The sequence below is a fragment of the Kribbella sp. VKM Ac-2568 genome (genome assembly GCF_004345365.1).
GTDB lineage: Bacteria > Actinomycetota > Actinomycetes > Propionibacteriales > Kribbellaceae > Kribbella > Kribbella orskensis.
Genome location: NZ_SLVF01000008.1, coordinates 1 through 20,535 on the forward strand (window position 1 = coordinate 1; position 20,535 = coordinate 20,535).

The window sequence follows — 20,535 nt, forward strand, 5'->3', positions numbered from 1 at the left end:
GTCAAGCGCTTTGGGCGGTAACCCAGCAGCCACCTCGGGTGCATCGGCAACCCATCTAAAGCCGCCGACACCCGCCATGCTGCACCAGTGAGCGCCTTCGGCGTCCCTTCGGATCGAGCAAGCTCGACTCTTGACCCACCCCACCCCGACCAGAGAAGGACGCAGCTACGCGGATCCCGCGGAGGGGTCTGAGCCTGGTTGTTCGGCCGGCTTGTGGCTCGTGGCGGGTCCACTGGCCGGTTGTTCGCCGACTGGCGGCTCGCAAGGCGCCAGCGGCCGAACAGCCCGTCAGCGGGAGGCCGATCGCCGGCCTCGGGGGCTGACGGCGTGCGGCGGTGGGGAGGCGGACACCTTCTCGGGGGTGTGCCAGCCGGTGGGTGCGGTTATGGGGACCTCGAACACCGTATGGGGACCTACGACAGGTCATGCCGTGTCCGAGGTCCCGAACTTGGTGTCCGAGGCCCCACCTTGTGCACCAGTTGAGCGTCCGGAGGCCGGGATCTGCTCAGGTGGTGCACAGAGTGCCGGCTTCGGGGCGCTCGCTGCCCCTTCCGGGCAATACAGCTTCCCCGAACGTCTGGGCGGAGGACCTTGTCGCCACACCCCTCAGCGGCTCCGGGACAGCTGCGTCCTTCCCTGGTCGGGGTGGTGTGGGGCAGGAGTCGGAACTTGTTCCGATCCCGAAGGGACACCGAAGGCGCGCTTGACGCACACCAACCCGACTAGCACCATCACGCAGCCCGAGGACGCAACCACCCTTGCTCATGCAGGCTGGAACCTCCTCCTCCTATGCCGGTGGGGGGCGAAGTACCAGTCAGTTGAGGTTGAGGGTGGTGGCGGCCTTGGTCGAGGCGTCAGCGCCGTACGCCGAGGCGAGACGGTCCAGGAAGGCGGGGCGGTTCAGGGTGTATTCCTGGGTGCCGACCGTTTCCAGGACGGTGGTGGCCAGCGTGCAGCCGATCTGGGCGGCGGCCTCGTGGTCGAGGCCGGCGGTGCGGCCGGTGAGGTAGCCGGCGCGGAAGGCGTCGCCGCCGCCGGTCGGGTCGACCAGGGCCGGGGTGGGGACGGCGGGGATCTTGGCGATGGTGCCGGCGACGTTCTCGATCACGACGCCGTCGCCGCCGTGGGTGGTGACACGGACGCCGACGCGGCTGAGGATCTCCTCGTTGCTCCAGCCGGTCTTCTGCACCATCAGGCCGGACTCGTACTCGTTGCTGAACAGGTACGCCGAGCCGTCGATCAGCTCGCGGATCTGCTCGCCCTCCATCCGGGCCAGCTGCTGCGACGGGTCCGCCGCGATGTCGATGCCGTTCGCCTTGGCCAGCGCCGTATGGCGGAGCATGCCGTCCGGGTCGTCCGCGCCGATCAGGACCAGGTCGATGCCACCGGTCGCGGCGTGGATCGCGCTCAGGTCGATCTCCCGCGCCTCGGCCATCGCGCCGGTGTAGAACGAGGCGATCTGGTTCGCGTCGAGGTCCGTGGTGCAGGTGAAACGCGCTGTGTGCACCTGGTCGCAGATCCGCACGTGCGAGATGTCGACACCAGCCGCGACCAGGGCGGCGCCGTACTCCGCGAAGTCGGAGCCGACCGAGCCGACCAGCAGCGACGGCTGGCCGAGCTGGGCCATCCCGTAGCAGATGTTGGCGCCGACCCCGCCACGGTGCACGACCAGCTCGTCCACGAGGAAGGACAGCGACACCTTGTGCATCTGTTCCTCGAGGAACTGGTCCTTGAAACGTCCGGGGAACGTCATCAGGATGTCGGTCGCGATCGATCCGGCGACGGCGATACGCATACGGAGGCTCCTCGGAAGGGGTCGGTGTCGTGCGGTTGGACAGCGCGTAGAGACTACAGGCGAGACAACGACACCACAGAGGATGGCGGAATTCGATGGGCAATCAGGTTCTGGTCACCGACGAGTTGCACGAGTACATGGTCGCTCACGGCATGCCGCTGGACGAGATCGCGCGGGAGCTGGTCGAGGAGACCCACAAGCTGGGCGGCGTGTCGGTGATGCTGACCACGGCCGACCAGGCGGCGCTGCTGACCACGCTGACCCGGCTGATCGCGGCCCGCCGCGCGGTCGAGATCGGCACCTTCACCGGGTTCTCGGCGCTGGCGATCTCCCGGGGCCTGCCGGACGACGGCGAGCTGATCTGCCTCGACGTGAGCGACGAGTGGACGTCGATCGGCCGCCGCTACTGGGAGCGGGCCGGCGTGGCGGACAAGATCGACCTTCGGATCGGCGACGCGCACGAGTCGGCGGCGAAGCTGGAGGGCGAGTTCGACCTGGCCTTCGTGGACGCCGAGAAGCCGGGGTACATCGACTACTTCGAGCAGTTGGTACCGCGGATCCGGACCAACGGCCTGCTGCTGTTCGACAACACACTGGCCGGTGGCCGGGTGGTCGGGCAGCACGAGCAGGACCCGGTCGACCGCAAGGAGTTCAACGCGCACATCGCCAGGGACGAGCGCGTCGACGTGGTCATCCTCGGCATCGGCGACGGGCTGACCCTGGTCCGCAAGCGATGAGCAAGGCCGCGCCCCGGCTGGCCGTGAAAGGCCTGCGGCATCTGTACGCCGAGCGCCCGGTGATCGAGGACCTCACCTTCACCCTGCGGGCCGGCCAGGCGATCGCCCTCGTCGGCCCGAACGGCGCGGGCAAGACCACGGTGCTCAAGTGCATCGTGGGTTCGGCCGAGCCGGCCGCCGGCCAGATCCTGCTGGACGGGTTGCCGATCGACGAGCGCGTCGAGGTGGTCCGCCGGGACGTGGCGTCGCTGCTCGACGACCTCGACTTCTTCCCGGACCTGAGCGCCGCCGAGCACCTGGACCTGCTGGCCCGGGCGCATGGCAACGCGGAGCCGGAAGATCTCGTGGACACCCTCCTCGACGACGTCGGCCTGCTCGCGGCCGCGGATCAGTTGCCCGGGTCCCTCTCCTCCGGTCAGCGTCGCCGGCTCGCCCTGGCGACCGCCCTGGTGCGGCCGCGGAAGCTGTTGGTGCTGGACGAACCCGAGCAGCGCCTGGACACCGCGGGCGTCACCTGGCTGGCCGAGCGCCTGGTGGAGGAGAAGAAGTCCGGTACGTCGATCCTGTTCGCGAGTCACGACACGACGCTGGTGGACGCCGTCGCCGACCACACCGTCGCGCTCACCCCGCTGCCATGAGTACGGCGGACCCGGTGGACGGCCCGGTCGTCTTCGACCCGGCGGACTTCGGTGCGATCCCGACGTCGAAGGAACTGCGCCGCTGGATGCGCAAGGTCCGCCGCGGCAAGGCGGATCGCTCGGTCTGGCAGCAGTTCGAGGACATCTACGTCGTCATCTTCGCGCTGGCGATGCTCGGCGCCACGGGTGGCAACGTCGTCCTCAACCTGAACGACCGCAGTGCCGGCTGTACTACGGCGTCCTGTGGGTGGTTGCTGGACACGGTGCCGCTGATCCTGGTTCCGCTGCTGGTGTCGGGGATGCTCCGCGTGCTGCTGAGCATCGGCCCGGTCTCCGCGTCGCGGGCGACGGGGTTCTGGCTGCTGGCGACCCCGGTGGATCGCGCGTCGCTCCTGCGGCCGTCGTACCGGCTGGTGATGGTCGGGGCGGTCGTGGTGGGTGCGTTGGCCGCGGTGGTCGGCTGGGCGTTGTTCGGGGCGAACTGGTCGACCGTCGGTGAGGCAGCGGTGCTGACGACGGTCGTGCTGCTCTGCACGGCCTGTGTGACCGTGTGGGCCCAGCAGACGGGCGCACGGTCTCGCTGGGCGCTGCGGGCAGCCGACGGCCTTCTGGTCCTCGCTGCCGTGCCTGCGCTGCTCCTCGCGGTCCGTCCGAGGGAGGAGGGCGCGGCTGCCTCCGTCGTCCTCGGCTTGAGTACCGTGCCCGCGTCGGAGCCGTTCCTGAGCGCGGCCGAGGTCAGGCTGCTGGTGATCAGCGCGGTCGCTTTGCTGGTGGCCGTGGCACTGGTCGTGTTCACCGCGCGGTCGCTGGACAAGCTGAGCCGGCAGAGCGTCGTCGCCGGGGGAGAGCTACTCGCCGGGATAGCGGGCGCTGCCATCACGCTGGACGTCAGCCTGCTGGCGGATGTGGTTGCCGGGCGCCACTGGCGTCAGGTGGGCCGGGTGAAGTCGCGGCGCGGCCGTGGTTCGCGGGGCGTCGCGATGATCCACCGGGAGTTCCTGCGCGTACTGCGGTGGCCCCGGCGGCTCGTGATCGGCTTCGCCTTGCTGGTGGTCCCGTACGCCGTGGCCGGCACCGGGTACGACGTACTGGTGCCTATCGTGGCTGGACTGGCCGGCTTCATAGCCGTGCGGCCGCTCATGGACGGGCTGCGCTCGGTTTGCCGCTCCATCGGGCTCGTCCGCGCGCTCGGCATGGACCTCCGCGAGCTACGGGTGATCATGTCCGTCGTACCGGGCGCCTTCGCGGCTCTGTGGGCGGCGCTGGCTACCCCGGCGCTGGGGAGCCCTGCTGTGGCGTTCGCTGTTGCCGTAGGCATGCTCACCGGCGCCGTGCGTCAGGCCTCAGCCCGGCCCCCGTCGTACAGCGGGCCGCTCGTGGCGTCGCCGATGGGCGCCATCCCACCCGGCCTGTTCTCGACCCCCATACGCGGCTTCGACCTACTCCTCCTCTGCCTGGCCCCGGTCCTCCTTGGCCTCAGCGGCACCTGGGTCGTAGCAATCCCCGCCGCCGTCTGCCTCATCCTCTTCGCCGTGAACCCCAAGCAGGCCTGACGCCGGCCCCTAGCCGAGCTCGTGGGAGAGCCACTTGCGGTCGACCTCGCGTGGTACGTCGACGTCGAAGTGGCGGGCCAGGAGCAGTAGTTGGCAGAACACGTCGGCGAACTCCAGCTGGAAGGCGTCGCGGAGTTGCTCGGGGGTCTGGCCCTTGGTGCGGGCTCGGCCGGTGACCTGGAGATAGGCCTGGGTCAGCTCACCCATCTCCTCTTGCAGCTTCAGCAGGAACCAGTCGCCGTCGCGATCTATCCCCAGGTACTCGCCGTACCGCGCTGAAATCCTCGCGATCCGCTCTGACAGCTCCTCGATCTCCACCTCGCTACCCAATCACCCACCGCCGACAGAGTGACCGCGGGCGTTGGTGGTGGGCAGAATCGGGGGATGGACGGTGGAGTCGAGTGGTTGCTGGGGTCTGAGGAGCCGGCTGTTCGTGGGATGGCTCGGCGGGACTTGCTGGGGGAGGACTTCGGCGAGGACGTGCTGGGCGGCGCCAAGGTGCGGGCGTTGCTGGATGCGCCTTCGGAGAAGCATCCCTACAAGAAGTGGACCGGGGCGCACTGGCGGATCGTGTCGATGGTTGAGCTCGAGGTGCCGGCCGGGGAGCCGCGGGCGATGGCTGCGGCTGACGAGGTGCTGGAGATGATCACCCGGGCGCACCGGTACGACGTACCAGTGGTGAACGGGTTGGCACGCAGCCACGGGTCCGTCGAAGGCAACGCGGTGGCGGCGTGCTCCTTGCTCGGGCTCGCCGATGACCCGCGCACGCAGGAGATCGTCCAGGCGCTGCTGGAGTGGCAGTGGCCGGACGGTGGCTGGAACTGCGACAAGAGCCCCGATGCCCACCGCTCGTCGTTCCACGAGACTCATTCGGCTGCCTGGGGTCTGCACGAGTACTGGCGTGCTACCGGAGACCAGGCGGCGCGCGACGCCGCAGTACGGGCGGGGGAGTTGTTCCTGGAGCACCGAGTGTTCCGAAACCTCACTACCGGCGAGGTGATCAACAAGAGGTGGCTGCAGCCGAGCTACCCGCCGTACTGGCACTACGACATCCTGCAGTCGCTGCTGGTGTTGTCGCGGCTCGGTCTGGTGAAGGACCCGCGGGCAGTGGATGCACTGGACGCGTTGGAGCAGCAGCGGCTTCCCGACAGTCGCTGGAAGGTCCGCCTGCAGTGGTGGAAGCCCGCGGGCGGCACCAGCGCGCAGGAAGTCGTTGACTGGGGCCGCTCCGGGCCGAACGAGATGGTGACCCTCAACGCCCTGCGGGTCCTGAAAGCCGCAGGGCGCTGAACGTCTCAACCGCCCTGAGGAACGCTAACCTCCTTACTTAATTCAAAGTCAGGTTAAGTACGTGACGGTTTCGGAACCGCTCCCGGTTCTCGCGGGGGTCTAGGGCCTCGGCTCGGTGGGGTTGGCGGGGTCCGCGGGCTCGGCGGGCTCGGTCAGGTCCGCGGGGTCGGCTGGTTCTTCGGGGAGTGGCGGGAACGGGATCTGGTCCTCGGGGTCTGCGGGATCTGCGGGACCTGCCGGATCGACTGGATCGGTGGGGTCGACCGCGTCGCCGGACGCCTGGCCGGGTCGGGGTTGAGTGGCCCAGACAGCGGCTGCGGCGCGGGCCGCGTCGGCGGCGTCGGTCTGGCGCTCGAAGTTCTTCATGTCGTTCGTGTACGCCTTCACGATCCGCTCGACCTCGGGGACCATCGCCTTCTTCACCCACAGCGCGTACGCCTGGGTGCGGGCCTCGATGAAGTTCTTCAGTTCCTGCATCTGGGCGGGAGTCATGTCGTCCTCCGGAGCGCTGTTCGGGGTGAAGTCGCCGCGCGCGATGGCGGCACGGGCGGCAGGCCCGGGGCAGTCGGTCGGATCGGGCCGGACAGCGGAGTGCGGCCGGATGGCGGTCCCTCGCGGATACAGCCGGCGGAAGTCCGCGACGACGCCCCGGACCGTCGCCTTCATCGCGGCGCTCGGCTGCTCACCGGTGACGAGCACCAGCAGGATCGCGCCGTACTTCTGGTTGAGGTCCTGGTCGCCGTTGGCGCCGGACTGGGTTCGCAGGCCACGCAAGGTCCACGCCCGGCCCGCCTGATCGACGGCGACCTGGTAGGCGATGTCCGACCAGCCGCGCTGGTCCATGTGGTACGCCTGCCAGCCGTGCAACGCCGATGCCACGGCCGCCTGCGAGTGGATCACGCTGGTAGAACCGGTCCCGGGCCAGTGGATCACCACCCCTTGGACCCGCGATGCGACCAGTGAACCGGGCCCCGGTCCGGGAGCGCGTGCCCTCCACGCGGATCGCGGCAAGTATTCGACCATCAAAACTCCTCACTTCAGCAACAGGGCGTGGCGAAGTGCCCACCCTCGGTGCATACCACCGCACCTTGCTGCCAAACCCCCCAGCCGGATTTCCCAGCAGAAGCCCAGGAACCTACCGACAGATCCACCGGCCCGTCGAGCGATCCACCCGCGCGTCGGCCAACCAGTTTGCAGTACGCCCAACTCGCAGTACGGCCAGTTCGCGGTACGGCTCGAGCAGGGACCAGCCCGACCGCCGACTCATTCATGCCTGGGAGTTGTGGACCTCAGTGGGATTCCCTGTTGGGCCCTCGCGGGCGGCGCGCCGAGGATGCTGAAGAGGTCTCGCCGACGACTCGGAGGATGACGTGACGAAGACACCGGACCGCTCGCTCGGAACCGACGGCCCGACCGTCAGCGCGCTCGGGATGGGGTGCTGGGCGATCGGTGGGCCGCATGCCCGGCAGGGGAGTCCCGTCGGCTGGGGTGTGATCGACCACGACGAGTCGAAGCGGGCGTTGCGGCGGGCGTTCGACCTGGGCGTGACGTTCTACGACACCGCCGACGTGTACGGGTGCGGGCACAGCGAGAAGTTGATCGCCGCCGCCCTCGGCGACGTGCGGGACCAGATCGTGATCGCGAGCAAAGCCGGCTACACGTACGACGAGGAGACCCGCGAGGCACCGGGCGAGAACGGCGACCCGGAGTACATCCGCTGGGCCTGCGAGCAGAGCCTCCGGCGGCTCGGGACGGACCACCTCGACCTGTACCAGTTCCACCTGGGCGGGTTCGACGTCGACCGGGCGGACGACGTACTGGCGGTCTTCGAGGAACTCGTTGCTGCGGGCAAGGTTCGCGCGATCGGCTGGAGCACGGACAGCCCGGAGCGGGCGGTGTTGTTCGCGAAAAGCGAGCACTGCAAGGCGATCCAGCAGTCGTTCAACGTGTTCGGCGGGAACGTCGACGTACTCGAGCTGTGCGAACAGCGCGGCCTGGCGAGCATCGTGCGTGGGCCGTTGGGGATGGGCCTGCTGACCGGGAAGTTCGCCAAGGACAGCACCCTGCCGGCCGACGACGTACGGCACGGCTGGGACTTCCGCACCGGCAACCAGGCCGAGTCCCTCCGCCGCCTCGACGCGATCCGCGACGTCCTCACCACCGACGGCCGCACCCTCGCCCAAGGCGCCCTGGCCTGGCTCTGGGCCCGAAGCCCCGCCTTCATCCCCATCCCCGGCTTCAAAACAGTAGCCCAGGTAGAAGAAAACGCCGCCGCCCTCGACCACGGCCCACTAACCCCCGAGAGCCTGACCCAGATCACCACCATCCTCTCCGAGACCTGACCCCAGCCCGCAGTACCTACCCCAGAACTGACCGCGGCCAGGCGCCCCGCAGTACGCCGAGCCGCCGTCAGCGCTCCTCGGCCAGCAGCGGCAGTAGTTGGTCGCCGGTGCGGATGATCTCTTCTCGGTAGGGGGTGTCGGAGAGGATGAAGTGGGTGATGCCGAGGTCCTGGTATTTGCGGAGGGACTTGGCGACGTCCTCGGGGGAGCCGACGAGCCAGGTGGTGCCGGCGCCGCCGCCGCCGTACTTGCCGGGAGCGGTGTAGAGGTTGTCGTCGAGGACGTCGCCGCGTTCGGCCAGGTCGAGGAGTCGCTGCTGGCCGGTCGCGCGGAAGCGTCGTGGGTCGCGGTGATCGGCGTCCTGTGCCATTTTCTCGACCTTCGCCTCGGCGTCGGTCCAGGCCTGCTCGGTGGTGTCGCGGACTAGCGTGGTGATCCGCAGGCCGAACTCGAGCGGCTTGTGTTCGCGGCCCAGTTCCGTCTGCAGGCTTTTGAGGCGATCGATGCGCTCGGCGATCCCGTCGAGCGGCTCGCCCCAGAAGAGCTGGACGTCCGCCTCTGTGGCCGAGACGCGCTCCGCGGCGGCGGACGCGCCACCGAAGTACAGGCGTGGGTGTGGCCGCCCCTCCCGTACTACGGGACGCGTGGCGACGGTCGAGTCCGTGACGGAGAAGTACTCGCCGGTGAAGGTGACGTCCTCCTCGGTCCAGAGTCGGCGTACTAGCTGGAGGAACTCCTTGGTCCGCGCGTACCGCTGAGCCTGGTCGCCCTCACTGTCCCCGTACGCCGCGAGGTTGTCCTGCCCCGACACGATGTTGATGAGCAGGCGGCCGCCACCGAACTGGTCCAGGGTGGTCGACGCTGACGCGAAGTGCGCGGGATGCCAGTACCCGGGCCGGATCGCCACCAGCGGCTGGAAGGTCGTCGTACGGGCCGCGAGCGCGGTCGCGACCGTCAGGGTGTCGGGACGACCCCAGCCGGTGCCGAGCAGGGCACCACCCCATCCGTGCTGCTCCGTGAGTTGAGCGAGCTCAGTCAGACGCTCCAGGCTGTTGTGCCCCGGTCCGGTGTCGTCGCCACGATGACCAGGTGCGACCTGGTTCGGGATGTACCAGAGAAACTCGAGACTCATAGGTGCTCCTTCGGCCCAGGACAACGACCAGCGGAAGCCGTCGTCGCGACTCGAAGAAGTCTATTCAAACAAACTTACTAGACTTAGCCTGTCTCATTCCTTGGCGCTACGTCGCCGGCGGCCAGGGTTGAGTTCTCCCAGCCGCCGACGTCGAAGCCGCTGTCTGTCGACAGCACGACCTTCGGTGTCGCGTTCATCCAGGCGGCCAGCTCGCCGTCCGCGGTAGTCCAGTACCCGGCCATCTCGGGGAGCGACTTGCGGCCGACGATGATGGTGTCCGCGACCGACCTGAGCTCGCCCGTCAGTTTGTCGCCGAGCTGCGGGTCGTCGGCCATGAAGCCGAGGTCGTTGTCCGGTCCGGCCATGAATCCGTCAACGGTGACATCGCTAAAGATGATCAGTGGTCTCATCTGCGTCCTCGGATCGTTGTTGGTAGGTGCGTCGAACACTGGTGCCATTGCTGAGGTCCGCGCCGTACACGTGCAGCGTGATCGCGACCGTGTCGCCCGTGTTGCAGACCCGGTGGATGTCGTCGGGCGGGGCAACGCCACTCACCGAACCGGTCGGCCGCTGCCGCTCGCCGAGCTCGACCAGGTGGTCGCCGTCGATGTCGTACAGAGTCTCGGTCTCGGCGCCTTGCAGCACCATGAAAGTGCACCACACCAGGTGGTCATGGATTTCGGTGATCTGTCCAGGTCTCCACACCACGGCAGTCAGTGAGAACGTCGCCTCGGCATGCAAGGTGTGCCTGGTGTAGCTCTCGGGCGATCCGGCCCGTTCCTCCTCGGTGAGGAGATCCGGACTGGGACGCAGCTCAGTCAGTACTTCGGCCACCTGCTGGGCGATCGTCGCGGCGTCGGCCCGTTGCCGCGCGACCGGCTGGATCCGTTGCACCAGCTCGGCCAGCCCGGTTCTGCGTGGTGTGTGTGTGGGAGCGTTCATCAATTCGGTCATGCAATCGATGGTGCGCGAGTAGTGTCATGACGTCTAATGCCAATAGGCCAGGACAACCATAGGTAATGTTGATCTATGTTGAACCTGACCCACCTCAAGGTGCTGGAGGCGGTCGCCCGGCTTGGATCGGTGACTGCGGCCGCGAAGGAGTTGCACTACTCCCAGCCGTCCGTCAGCCACCACCTCGCCCGCCTGGAGGCTGCGACAGGTGCCAGGCTGATTCAACGAGTGGGCCGCGGGATCCGGCTCACGCCTGAAGGAGAGCTCCTGGCTCAACGAGCCACCGAGATCGTCGGGCGGGTGGACGCGGCATCCAGCGAACTCGCCGCACATCTAGGGCTCCGCGCCGGCCGAGTGAGAGTCGCAGGCTTCCAGACGGTCCTCAGCAGCATCGTTCCGAAGGCCGCCGCCGAGCTGTCCCGGTCGCACCCTGGAATCGAGCTGAATCTGGTTGACGTCCACCCGGTCGAGGGCTTGCACCTGCTGCGCACCGGACAGGTCGACATCGCCTTGATCTTCCGCCACGCCGACACTCCGCTCGAGGAGGAGGGCTTCCGCCTGACCCACCTGCTGGAGGATCCGCTTTACCTCGTCAGTCAGGAACCCGGCCAGCGTCTCGAGGATCACCGCGACTCCACCTGGGTCGGCGGATGCGAGCGCTGTCGCGCCGCTCTGGTCACCGCCTGCGAGCGCGCCGGCTTCACGCCTCGAATCGCCTACTCCAGCGACGACATGGTCGTCATGCAAGCCCTGGTTGCAGCCGGAATGGCAGTGACCACGCTCCCCGGGCTCGCCCTCGCAGTGCACCGAGCACCCGGAATTCACGCCACAGAACTCCCCGACAACGCTCGCCAGATCTACGCCGTCACCTACGGCGACCCACCGGACCCACCCGCCACCACCGCCCTCATCAACATCCTGAAGTCGACGACGTAGTACCGCAGTACCAACCGGAAACGGCGGTCGGCACCTGGGAAAGTGCCGACCGCCGCTCCGTCGTACAGGTGAAACTCAGACGTCGTAGTACAGCTCGAACTCGTGGGGGTGGGGGCGGAGCTGGATCGGGGCGATCTCGTTCTCGCGCTTGAAGTCGATCCAGGTCTCGATCAGGTCGCCCGTGAAGACGTCGCCCTCGAGCAGGAACTCGTGGTCGGCCTCGAGGGAGTCGATCACGGCCGGCAGCGAGGTCGGAACCTGGTTGACCGACGCGTGCTCCTCCGGGGGCAGCTCGTACAGGTCCTTGTCGATCGGGTCCGCGGGCTCGATCTTGTTGCGGATACCGTCCAGGCCGGCCAGCAGCTGGGCCGAGAAGGCCAGGTACGGGTTCGACGACGGGTCGGGGCAGCGGAACTCGATGCGCTTGGCCTTCGGGTTCGAACCCGTGATCGGGATCCGGATGCAGGCCGAACGGTTGCGCTGCGAGTAGACCAGGTTGACCGGCGCCTCGAAGCCCGGCACCAGGCGGTGGTACGAGTTCACTGTCGGGTTGGTGAAGGCCAGCAGCGACGGGGCGTGCTTCAGGATGCCGCCGATGTACCAGCGGGCGACGTCGGACAGGCCGCCGTAGCCGGACTCGTCGTAGAACAGCGGGTCGCCGTTGCTCCACAGCGACTGGTGGCAGTGCATGCCCGAGCCGTTGTCACCGAAGATCGGCTTCGGCATGAAGGTCGCGGTCTTGCCGGCCTCCCAGGCGGTGTTCTTGACGATGTACTTGAACTTCATCAGGTCGTCGGCCGCGGTCAGCAGGGTGTCGAAGCGGTAGTTGATCTCCGCCTGGCCCGCGGTGCCGACCTCGTGGTGGGCGCGCTCGACGGTCAGGCCGCTGATCTCGAGGTGCTTGGTGATGTCGTTGCGCAGGTCGGCGAAGTGGTCGACCGGGGGCGCGGGGAAGTAGCCACCCTTGTAGCGGACCTTGTAGCCGCGGTTACCGCCCTCTTCGACCCGGCCGGTGTTCCAGGCGCCGGCGACGGAGTCGATGTGGTAGTAGCCCTCGTTCTGCTTCGTCTCGAACCGTACGTCGTCGAAGACGTAGAACTCGGCCTCGGGAGCGAAGAACGCGGTGTCGGCGATGCCGGTCGACTTCAGGTACTCCTGCGCCTTGCGGGCGATGTTGCGCGGGTCGCGCGAGTACGCCTCACCGGTCAGCGGGTCGTGCACGAAGAAGTTGATGATCAGCGTCTTGTCCCGGCGGAACGGGTCGATGTACGCCGTGGTCGGGTCGGGCAGCAGTGACATGTCCGACTCGTGGATCTGCTGGAAGCCGCGGATCGACGAACCGTCGAACTGCAGGCCGTCCTCGAAGACCTCGGGACCGAATGACGACACCGGGACGGTGAAGTGCTGCATGATGCCCGGCAGGTCGCAGAACCGGACATCGATGAACGCGACGCCCTCGTCCTTGACGTAGGCGAGCAGCTCCTCAGCGCTGGAAAACATACATACTCCTCGGGGTGGCTCAGAGATTGTTCTGAACGTAGGCCCTGCCGATTACTCGGCCGTGACCCCAATGTTTCGCGGATGTTACGCCCAGCGTGTCCGCGCTGACCCACTGGTGTGGGCGGGCAGGGGAGTGAGATCCCGGGCCGCCTCGGTAGCCTCGTCATCATGGCATCATCTGCACAGTCCGGCGCAGGCCCCACCGACGATTTCCGATATCCGGGCAATCGCCTCGGCCTGCCCGAGGCCGGTCAGGGCTCCGTCGCGGGCTGGGGACGACGCATCGTCGCGCTCTTCGTCGACTGGCTGATCGCCGGCCTGATCGCCTCCGCGATCGTCAGCAAACCCCTCTGGGCCGGCGGCAATGACCTGAGTACCGCCCAGTTGGTCACCTTCTTCGCGATGACCGCGATCCTGACCGGCCTGGGCGGCGCCACCATCGGCCACCGCCTGCTCGGCCTCCGCGTCACCCCCACCAAACAAGGCGGCACCACCGGCTACGCCGCCCAGGTAGGCCTCCTGGCCGGCGCGATCCGAGCCGCCCTCATCTGCCTGGTCATCCCCGCCGTCATCTACGACCGAGACCGCCGAGGCCTCCACGACAAAGCCGCCAACACCATCGTCACCCGCCGCTGACCCTCCGTACTCCGCCCGGCCGGGTACGTGTCGAACGTCACCTCAGACGGCGACGGAGGAGCGGCGTGGGCCGGAGTACTCAGCGTTTGGTGAGGAGGAGTTGGACGTCGTCGAGGTAGCCGGCCCGGAAGCCGGCTTCGGAGTAGGCGAGGTAGAACTCCCACATGCGGCGGAAGGTGGGGTCGAAGCCGAGGTCGGCGATCTGGGGCCAGCGGTCGATGAAGCGGTCGCGCCAGACGCGGAGGGTGCGGGCGTAGTCGGCGCCGAGGTGGCGGATCACGTGGGCCTGCAGGCCGGTGTGCTCCGCGGTGACCTGCTCGATCACCTTCACGGACGGGATGAGACCGCCGGGGAAGATGTACTTCTGGACCCAGGTGAAGGTGTTGCGGGTGGCGAGCATGCGCTCGTGCGGCATCACGATCGCCTGGACGACGGCGACCCCGCCCGGGGCGAGCCGCCGCTCGATCGCGTCGAAGTACACCGGCCAGTACTTCTCGCCGACCGCCTCGATCATCTCCACGCTCAGTACCGCGTCGAACACGCCGATCTGGTCGCGGTAGTCACGCAGCGCGACCTGGACACGATCGCTGACCCCCGCGTCAGCGATCCGTCGCTGGGCGAGCAGCGCCTGCTGGGACGCGATGGTGATCGCCGTCACCCACGCACCCCGCTGAGCCGCGCGGATCGCCAGGCTGGCCCACCCGCACCCGATGTCGAGCACGCGTGATCCTGACCGAACCCCCGCGGCGTCCAGGATCGAGTCGAGCTTGCGGAGCTGGGCCTGTGACAGTTCGTCGTACGACGCGGTCGCCAGGTCGGCGGTGACGTCGTCGAAGTAGGCGGCGGAGTACGTCAGCGACGGGTCGAGGAACTCCGAGAACATCGCGTTGCTCAGGTCGTAGTGGCGGCTGACGTTCTCGCGGGCGCCGGCGCGGTCGTTCTCCTGGTCGCTGGGCAGGCTCCGGGTGACGAGCCAGCGCAGCGACTGGGCCCACTTCGGCAGCAGGTGGCGGTCCTGGTCGGAGCTGAACCGCTCCGCGAACGGCATCAGCAGATCCGCGAGGTCGGTGCCGGGCTCGGGGTCCCAGTCACCGGCCAGGTACGCCTCGCCGAACCCGGAGCCGGCGTCCTGCCCGAGCCGGTCGAGGAACGGCCCGGTCCGGTGCACGAGCATCCCCGGACCGCCCCGGCCGTACTTCCGGTTGTCCATCGTGATGGTGGCAGGCAGATCCCGCGCGATGAAGCGGATCGCGGCGGCCGCCCCGGCCCGGCGTACCGGGTTCGAGCGCGGCGGCGCCAGCGAGGGCCACGTCTCCACGGCCGGTTCGTGCACCGCGGCGTAAAGATCGGTCATCTGTCTACCTCTGGTTTTCATCCGTTCCTGGTCGCACCCTAAGGCCGGTGAATGACTATCGGGCGCGACACGAGGAGCGGGAGCTTCAGCCGGCCCGTTGGCCGAGAACTAGCAGGTTGCCGTCGGGGTCCTCTGCACGCTTCCGTCTCCCGCGGCGCCGTCGGGCGGGAACTGGTACACCTTCTCCCCGCCGAGCACGTCGGTGTAGAACGGCAGCAGCCGCTCGAGATCAGCACTCGTCACGATGGGGAAAACGTCGTCGACGGCCATCGGGTTACCTCCTCATTCGTACGGATGCTCTCACCCTTGTCCGACGAACGAGGATTTCCCGGATCGACCGGCCCGGCGGACCCGCTGAACGGCACGGAGCGCCAGCCCACGCCGACTCGGAGTACAGGCTCGATCCGACCCGCAGTACGAGAGGCGGGCCGGACGGCAGCGCAGCGAAGGGCTCAGCGGCCCTTCATGGCCTGACGGGCGCCCTTCATGCTGGTCGGCACCGGGCCCTTCGGCATCGGCACCTGCGGGCGGACGGCGTCGAGCGCCTTCAGCCGCTGCAGCAGGTCGGTGATCTCGGACGGCTGCAGGGCGGCCGGGAGCTTCATCACGTGCTTGGTCAGCTTGCGGATGTCGATCTCGCCCTCGCCCTGGCCGGCGACGATCTGGATCACCGGCGCGCCGCCCGCGACCCGGGTGTGCTTCTTGCCCTCGGCGGCGAGCAGGTTCTTCACCCGGCTCGGCTGGCCCTCGCCGACCAGGACGATACCCGGGCGGCCGACCACGCGGTGCACGATGTCGGCGTTCTTGGTGACCGCGACGGCGGGCGTCACGTTCCAGCCCCGGCGCAGCGTCTGCAGCGCGGAGGCCGCGGCGCCGGCCTGGCCCTCGATCTGGGCGTACGCCGCCTTCTCCACCCGGCGACCGAAGATGATGGTCGCGCCCAGGAAGCCGAGCGCGACGCCCAGCGGGATCCACACCAGCAGCGGCCCGACGAACAGGCCGAGGGCCACGAACACGACGACGACGCCGAGGAAGATCCCGGCGAGCACCAGACCGATCCGCGGGTCGGACTTCTTGGTCAGCTGGTACGCCGACCGGATCTGCTTCAGCCGGCTGGTCTTCTCGGCGGGCGCGTCCTTCTTGGCCATCTCTACCTTGTCTTCGTCAGGCGGTTCAGTCGGTCAGGCGGTCTGGGTGGTCTGTGCCGTGGAAGCCGCCGACGTCATCCGGGACTCCACAGCCTGACGGTACAGCCGACCGGCCCGGTACGACGAACGCACCAGCGGTCCGGACATGACTCCGGCGAAGCCGATGTCCTCGGCCTCCTCCTTCATCTCGACGAACTCCTCGGGGCGCACCCAGCGCTCGACCGGGTGGTGCCGCACGGACGGACGCAGGTACTGGGTGATCGTGATGATCTCGCAGCCCGCTCCGTGCAGGTCGCGCAGCGCCTGGCTGACCTCTTCGCGGGTCTCGCCCATCCCGAGGATCAGGTTCGACTTGGTGACCAGGCCGTAGTCGCGGGCCTGGGTGATGACGTCCAGCGAACGCTCGTAGCGGAAGCCGGGGCGGATCCGGCGGAAGATCCGCGGCACCGTCTCGACGTTGTGTGCGAACACCTCGGGGCGGGACGAGAACACCTCGGCCAGCTGCTCGGGGACCGCGTTGAAGTCGGGGGCGAGCATCTCGACGCCGGTGCCCGGGTTCTGCGCGTGGATCTGGCGGATGGTCTCGGCGTACAGCCAGGCGCCGCCGTCGGCCAGGTCGTCGCGGGCGACGCCGGTGACGGTCGCGTAGCGCAGGCCCATCTTGGTGACGGACTCGGCGACCCGCCGGGGCTCGTCACGGTCGAGGGCGAGCGGCTTGCCGGTGTCGATCTGGCAGAAGTCGCACCGCCGGGTGCACTGGTCCCCACCGATCAAGAAGGTGGCCTCGCGGTCTTCCCAGCACTCGAAGATGTTCGGGCAGCCGGCCTCCTGGCACACCGTGTGGAGCTCCTCGGACTTCACCAGCGCTTGAAGCTTCTGGTACTCCGGGCCCATCTTGGCGCGCGTCTTGATCCACTCGGGTTTGCGCTCGATCGGGGTCTCCGCGTTGCGCACTTCGAGTCTGAGCAGCTTCCGTCCTTCTGGAACGATCGTCACGCCCACCAGAGTACGCGGCGCGCCGGGTGACCCGGCCGCCCACCCGTAGGCTGGTCAACCATGTCCACCTCCCAGCCCGGGACGCCACCGGCGACCGGTACGCCGAACATCGAGTGGCTCCGCCCGGGGCCGACCCGCAGCGAGCAGCGCCGGGACATCCTGCTCGGCGTTGGGATGGCCGCGGCCGGCGTCTTCGGCACAGAGCTTGCCAAGGGCACCTCACCCGGCCCGGTGGAGATGGGGGCCGGAGGCATCGAGGCGTACGTGCTGAGCGCGGCCGTCGCGCTGCCGCTGTGCTTCCGCCGCCGGTATCCGCTGACCGTGCTGCTGGTCGTGTCGGTGCTGTTCTTCACGTCCGGTGAGCGGGTGCCGTTCGCCTTCGCCGGCAACCTGGTGACGCAGATCTCCCAGTTCATGGCCCTGTACTCCGCGGCCGCCTGGGCGAAGGACCGCCGCCGGATGAAGCTGACGATGGTGGTCGTCTTCGTCGGCATGTTCGTCTGGCTGTTCCACGGGTTCGTGGAAGCCCTGCAGACCGACGCGATCAAGGGTGCCGACCAGGGCATGCTGTCGCCGTACGTGTCGTTCGTGCTGCTGAACTTCGCGCTCAACGTGCTCTACTTCTTCGGCGCCTATTTCTGGGGCCGAACCGCGTGGGGCGTGGCGCGGCAGCGGCACGAGCTCGAGCAGCAGGCGATGGAGCTGGCCACCCAGCAGCAGGAGAACGCCCGGCGCGCGGTGATCGACGAGCGGCTGCGGATCTCCCGCGAGCTGCACGACGTGGTCGCGCACCACATCAGCAGCATCGGCATCCAGGCCGGGGGAGCCAGGCGGGTGATGGCCTCCGACCCGGAGGCGGCGAAGAACGCGCTGAGCGTGATCGAGAACTCCAGCCGGACCGCGGTCAACGAGATGCGGCAGCTCCTCGGCATGCTCCGCGCGGCTGACCCGGACCTCGACGAGGAGATCGGCGTACCGGCGCTGAAGGCTCCGCAGGCGGGTGCGGACCGGCTGCCCGCTCTGGTCGCCACGGCCGGCGGAGAGGGCCTGTCGGTCGGGTTCCACCAGATCGGGCAGCCGGTCAAGCTGCCCGAGACGATCTCGGTGTCGGTCTACCGGATCGTGCAGGAGGCCCTGACGAACGTACGGCGGCATTCGACCGCTCGCTCCGCCCACGTCACGCTGCGTTATCTCGGTGACACCGCGGTCGAGGTCGAGGTGATCGACGACGGCCGCCCGAAGCACGCACCCGTCGGCAGCCGGCTCGGCCACGTCGGCATCCGTGAGAGGGTCGGCCTGCTCGGCGGCGAGAGCGAGATCGGGCCACGTCCAGTCGGCGGCTTCCGCGTCCGTGCCCGGATCCCGCTACAACCTTCCTCGCCGTCCACCGGTGAACCGCAGACCCCCGAGGATTCCGGGGTAGACAGTTCCGCCGTCGAAGGAGCACAGCAATGAGCGAGGCCGGTACGCCGATGCGCGTGCTCCTGGTGGACGACCAGGATCTGGTCCGGGCGGGATTCCGGATGATCCTGTCGGTGGAGCCCGACATCCAGGTGGTCGGGGAGGCGGCCGACGGCGAGAAGGCGGTCGAGTTGGCGACCGACCTCCGACCGGACGTGGTCCTGATGGACGTGCAGATGCCAGGGCTGGACGGGATCGCCGCGACCCAGCGGATCGTCTCCGCCGACGCGGGCAAGGTGGTGATCCTGACCACCTTCGACCGGGACGACTACCTGTTCGAGTCGCTCGGTGCCGGGGCCAGCGGGTTCCTGCTGAAGAACACCGCACCCGAGGACCTGGTCGAGGCGATCCAGGTGGTCCACTCCGGCCACGCCCTGCTGGCCCCCGAGGTGACCCGGCGGGTGATCAAGCGGTTCACCGGCGGCGGCGAACGCGTCTACCGCCCCGACCTGGTCGCAGACCTGACCGAACGCGAACGCGAGGTCTTGGGCCTCATCGCCCGCGGCCTCACCAACACCGAGATCGCCACCCAGCTCTTCGTCGGCGAGGCCACCGTCAAGACCCACGTCTCCCGCGTCCTCCTCAAACTCGGCCTCCGCGACCGCGTCCAAGCAGTCGTCTTCGCCTACGAATGCGGCCTCGTAGTACCAGGCGACGAGCACTGAGCGGCGCCTGCCGACAACGTTTTGGGCTAGGCCCGATGGGCGCCGATCCACACCCGCTCCGCCTCGGCGAGGAACTGGTCGAACCACGGATCCGTGGGCTGGAGAACGAACTTCGGTTCGCCTTCAGCCTGGAAGGTGTAGTACTCGACGAAGATCGCTGATGTCGGTCCGCGCTGGATCTCTGGAGCATCGACGGCGATCACGCCGGTAGCTATCGGATGCCCGGTGAGGCGGACTTCAAGCGAGCCGCCGGTGGCCGCTGCCAGTTCGGCCAGTAGGCGCAGGGACTGCTCGATGCGAGCTTTCGCCGTGTCCTGGGACCGCTCGGCGTAGTACCGCTCGGCGGCGATCCCGACCGCCGGCGAGGTGGGTTCGATGAGGAGGAACCGGATCTTGCAGCCGCGCTGAAGCCACTTCTCGAATCTGGTGTAGTTCTCGGTCAGCAACGTCGTGCGGGCGACGCCGGTGATGAACAGATCCTTCGCGGACTCCATCGACGTGAGGAGTTCGGGCCCGAACGAATCGACGAAGCTCGGCCGGGCGATCGCGTCGAGTCGCTGCTGGTGGGTTGGCGGCCACGGCGTACCCGCGGCCCACAGTCGCTCGGCCTGCCGCTCGTAGAAGCTGAACCAGCCGCCGGCGGATTCGTCGAATCGCATGATCGGTCCCGGCTCACCGGCGGGATGATGCTCAGCGTGCTGGATGGTGATGCTGGCCGACTTCGTACCGCGTAACAGGTTCACGCCGAGAGGCGGCACGAACTGCGCCACCCGGATCTCCAGATCTCCGCGGGTACTGGTCTGTAGCTCGACCAGTTCCTCCAGCGTGGTCCTGATGCGCTGGGACAGCAGCGCCGTCCGTCCAGGAGGACGAACCAGGGTTCCCTGGCGAACCAACTGCTCGTCAGTCGGGTCCAGCAGGAGCACGCGGAGCCTGGCGCCGCGAGTCAGCGCCCGGTAGAAGTCGTCGCGGGAGCCCTGGATCGTCCGTGCCATGGCGATCCCGATGAGGAGAATGTCGTTCGCTTCGGCTCGCTGCCTGGTCAGGGCCTCCGGGAATTCGCGCAGCAGTACCTCGCGGGAGGCCGCGCCGTCTGTCGCGATCTCGGCGACCAGCTTGCGGGATTTGATCTGAGCGAACGCCAGCGCGGCCAGCAGGGCGAGGATGGCGGCGCTCAGGACATTCATGCCGGCGACGTCGACGATGCCCAGCACCGTAAAGACGCCTGCCGTGGCGGTCAGCAGCCAGAGGTCTACGTTCTCGTCGGTCAACGCTTGGTGGACGGCGCGCGCAATCGCGCGGACGGATTTCACCCGCCAACCTTACGGGCGGTGAGGTGTCTCCCGGGGCCCCTCCGAGTGTCCCGGATCAGACTGGGTGGAGTGGTGGTCCGCCCTG

At 68.3% G+C, this 20,535-nt stretch carries 21 protein-coding genes; 9 read left to right on the plus strand and 12 right to left on the minus strand.

Going from position 1 to position 20,535, the window contains the following annotated elements:
• Positions 1–814: 814 nt before the first annotated feature.
• Entirely contained in the window at positions 815–1,795 is a 981-nt protein-coding gene (locus EV648_RS23305) for a carbohydrate kinase family protein (protein ID WP_132295599.1), read from the minus strand.
• Positions 1,796–1,890: 95 nt separating this feature from the next.
• On the opposite strand from EV648_RS23305, the gene EV648_RS23310 reads away from it, so the two are divergent.
• From EV648_RS23310 to EV648_RS23320, 3 genes are read left to right on the plus strand one after another with little or no spacing between them, the layout of a single operon-like run.
• Entirely contained in the window at positions 1,891–2,532 is a 642-nt protein-coding gene (locus EV648_RS23310; protein ID WP_132295602.1) for an O-methyltransferase, read from the plus strand.
• Entirely contained in the window at positions 2,529–3,170 is a 642-nt protein-coding gene (locus EV648_RS23315) for an ABC transporter ATP-binding protein (RefSeq protein WP_132295605.1), read from the plus strand. The genes EV648_RS23310 and EV648_RS23315 overlap by 4 nt, the downstream gene beginning before the upstream one ends.
• Positions 3,167–4,723, plus strand: coding sequence for a DUF6297 family protein (locus tag EV648_RS23320; RefSeq protein WP_132295608.1), 1,557 nt, complete (start codon positions 3,167–3,169; stop codon positions 4,721–4,723). Before EV648_RS23315 ends, EV648_RS23320 begins: the two co-directional genes overlap by 4 nt.
• Before the next feature lie 9 nt (positions 4,724–4,732).
• Here EV648_RS23320 and EV648_RS23325 read toward each other — a convergent pair whose 3' ends face one another.
• Entirely contained in the window at positions 4,733–5,041 is a 309-nt protein-coding gene (locus EV648_RS23325) for a pyrophosphatase (RefSeq protein ID WP_199234776.1), read from the minus strand.
• A gap of 66 nt (positions 5,042–5,107) precedes the next feature.
• On the opposite strand from EV648_RS23325, the gene EV648_RS23330 reads away from it, so the two are divergent.
• Positions 5,108–6,013, plus strand: coding sequence for a hypothetical protein (locus tag EV648_RS23330; RefSeq protein ID WP_132295611.1), 906 nt, complete (start codon positions 5,108–5,110; stop codon positions 6,011–6,013).
• 99 nt (positions 6,014–6,112) lie between these two features.
• Here the strand turns inward: EV648_RS23330 and EV648_RS23335 are convergent, their stop codons facing one another.
• Positions 6,113–6,913 carry a peptidoglycan recognition family protein gene (locus tag EV648_RS23335; protein ID WP_241995526.1) on the minus strand — a complete coding sequence of 267 codons (801 nt, stop codon included), beginning with the start codon at positions 6,911–6,913 and terminating at the stop codon, positions 6,113–6,115.
• A gap of 470 nt (positions 6,914–7,383) precedes the next feature.
• On the opposite strand from EV648_RS23335, the gene EV648_RS23340 reads away from it, so the two are divergent.
• Positions 7,384–8,355, plus strand: coding sequence for an aldo/keto reductase (locus EV648_RS23340; protein ID WP_241995530.1), 972 nt, complete (start codon positions 7,384–7,386; stop codon positions 8,353–8,355).
• Between the two features lie 67 nt (positions 8,356–8,422).
• Here EV648_RS23340 and EV648_RS23345 read toward each other — a convergent pair whose 3' ends face one another.
• From EV648_RS23345 to EV648_RS23355, 3 genes are all read right to left on the minus strand, one after another.
• Positions 8,423–9,487 carry an LLM class flavin-dependent oxidoreductase gene (locus EV648_RS23345; protein ID WP_132295617.1) on the minus strand — a complete coding sequence of 355 codons (1,065 nt, stop codon included), beginning with the start codon at positions 9,485–9,487 and terminating at the stop codon, positions 8,423–8,425.
• Between the two features lie 83 nt (positions 9,488–9,570).
• A complete protein-coding gene (locus EV648_RS23350) occupies positions 9,571–9,897 on the minus strand; it encodes a dihydrofolate reductase family protein (protein WP_132295620.1) in 327 nt (108 codons plus the stop codon).
• Positions 9,875–10,441, minus strand: coding sequence for a cysteine dioxygenase family protein (locus tag EV648_RS23355; RefSeq protein WP_199234777.1), 567 nt, complete (start codon positions 10,439–10,441; stop codon positions 9,875–9,877). Before EV648_RS23355 ends, EV648_RS23350 begins: the two co-directional genes overlap by 23 nt.
• A gap of 75 nt (positions 10,442–10,516) precedes the next feature.
• Here EV648_RS23355 and EV648_RS23360 point away from each other — a divergent pair, with 75 nt between their 5' ends.
• Positions 10,517–11,377 (plus strand): LysR family transcriptional regulator, encoded by an 861-nt coding sequence (locus tag EV648_RS23360; RefSeq protein ID WP_132295623.1) that lies wholly within the window; start codon positions 10,517–10,519, stop codon positions 11,375–11,377.
• A 75-nt stretch (positions 11,378–11,452) separates the two neighbouring features.
• Here the strand turns inward: EV648_RS23360 and glnA are convergent, their stop codons facing one another.
• The gene (gene glnA / locus EV648_RS23365) at positions 11,453–12,877 is read right to left on the minus strand and encodes a type I glutamate--ammonia ligase (RefSeq protein ID WP_132187760.1); all 1,425 of its coding nucleotides are present in this window, start codon (positions 12,875–12,877) and stop codon (positions 11,453–11,455) included.
• A gap of 168 nt (positions 12,878–13,045) precedes the next feature.
• On the opposite strand from glnA, the gene EV648_RS23370 reads away from it, so the two are divergent.
• On the plus strand, positions 13,046–13,513 hold the full coding sequence (locus EV648_RS23370) for an RDD family protein (RefSeq protein WP_132295626.1): 468 nt from the start codon (positions 13,046–13,048) through the stop codon (positions 13,511–13,513).
• 79 nt (positions 13,514–13,592) lie between these two features.
• Here the strand turns inward: EV648_RS23370 and EV648_RS23375 are convergent, their stop codons facing one another.
• The 4 genes from EV648_RS23375 to lipA all read right to left on the minus strand — a co-directional run bounded on the left by EV648_RS23375 (position 13,593) and on the right by lipA (position 17,011).
• Positions 13,593–14,867 (minus strand): cyclopropane-fatty-acyl-phospholipid synthase family protein, encoded by a 1,275-nt coding sequence (locus EV648_RS23375; protein WP_132295629.1) that lies wholly within the window; start codon positions 14,865–14,867, stop codon positions 13,593–13,595.
• 108 nt (positions 14,868–14,975) lie between these two features.
• Positions 14,976–15,137 carry a hypothetical protein gene (locus EV648_RS23380; protein ID WP_241995532.1) on the minus strand — a complete coding sequence of 54 codons (162 nt, stop codon included), beginning with the start codon at positions 15,135–15,137 and terminating at the stop codon, positions 14,976–14,978.
• Between the two features lie 182 nt (positions 15,138–15,319).
• Complete coding sequence (locus tag EV648_RS23385; protein WP_132295632.1) at positions 15,320–16,015, minus strand: DUF4191 domain-containing protein; 696 nt, start codon at positions 16,013–16,015, stop codon at positions 15,320–15,322.
• A gap of 33 nt (positions 16,016–16,048) precedes the next feature.
• Complete coding sequence (gene lipA / locus EV648_RS23390) at positions 16,049–17,011, minus strand: lipoyl synthase (RefSeq protein ID WP_132295635.1); 963 nt, start codon at positions 17,009–17,011, stop codon at positions 16,049–16,051.
• A 60-nt stretch (positions 17,012–17,071) separates the two neighbouring features.
• Between lipA and EV648_RS23395 the strand changes: the two genes are divergently transcribed.
• Positions 17,072–18,466: a sensor histidine kinase gene (locus EV648_RS23395; RefSeq protein ID WP_132295638.1), complete on the plus strand. Its 1,395-nt coding sequence runs from the start codon at positions 17,072–17,074 to the stop codon at positions 18,464–18,466.
• Positions 18,463–19,137 carry a response regulator transcription factor gene (locus EV648_RS23400; RefSeq protein ID WP_132295641.1) on the plus strand — a complete coding sequence of 225 codons (675 nt, stop codon included), beginning with the start codon at positions 18,463–18,465 and terminating at the stop codon, positions 19,135–19,137. The genes EV648_RS23395 and EV648_RS23400 overlap by 4 nt, the downstream gene beginning before the upstream one ends.
• Before the next feature lie 26 nt (positions 19,138–19,163).
• Here the strand turns inward: EV648_RS23400 and EV648_RS23405 are convergent, their stop codons facing one another.
• Positions 19,164–20,450 carry a hypothetical protein gene (locus EV648_RS23405; RefSeq protein WP_132295644.1) on the minus strand — a complete coding sequence of 429 codons (1,287 nt, stop codon included), beginning with the start codon at positions 20,448–20,450 and terminating at the stop codon, positions 19,164–19,166.
• Positions 20,451–20,535: the final 85 nt, after the last annotated feature.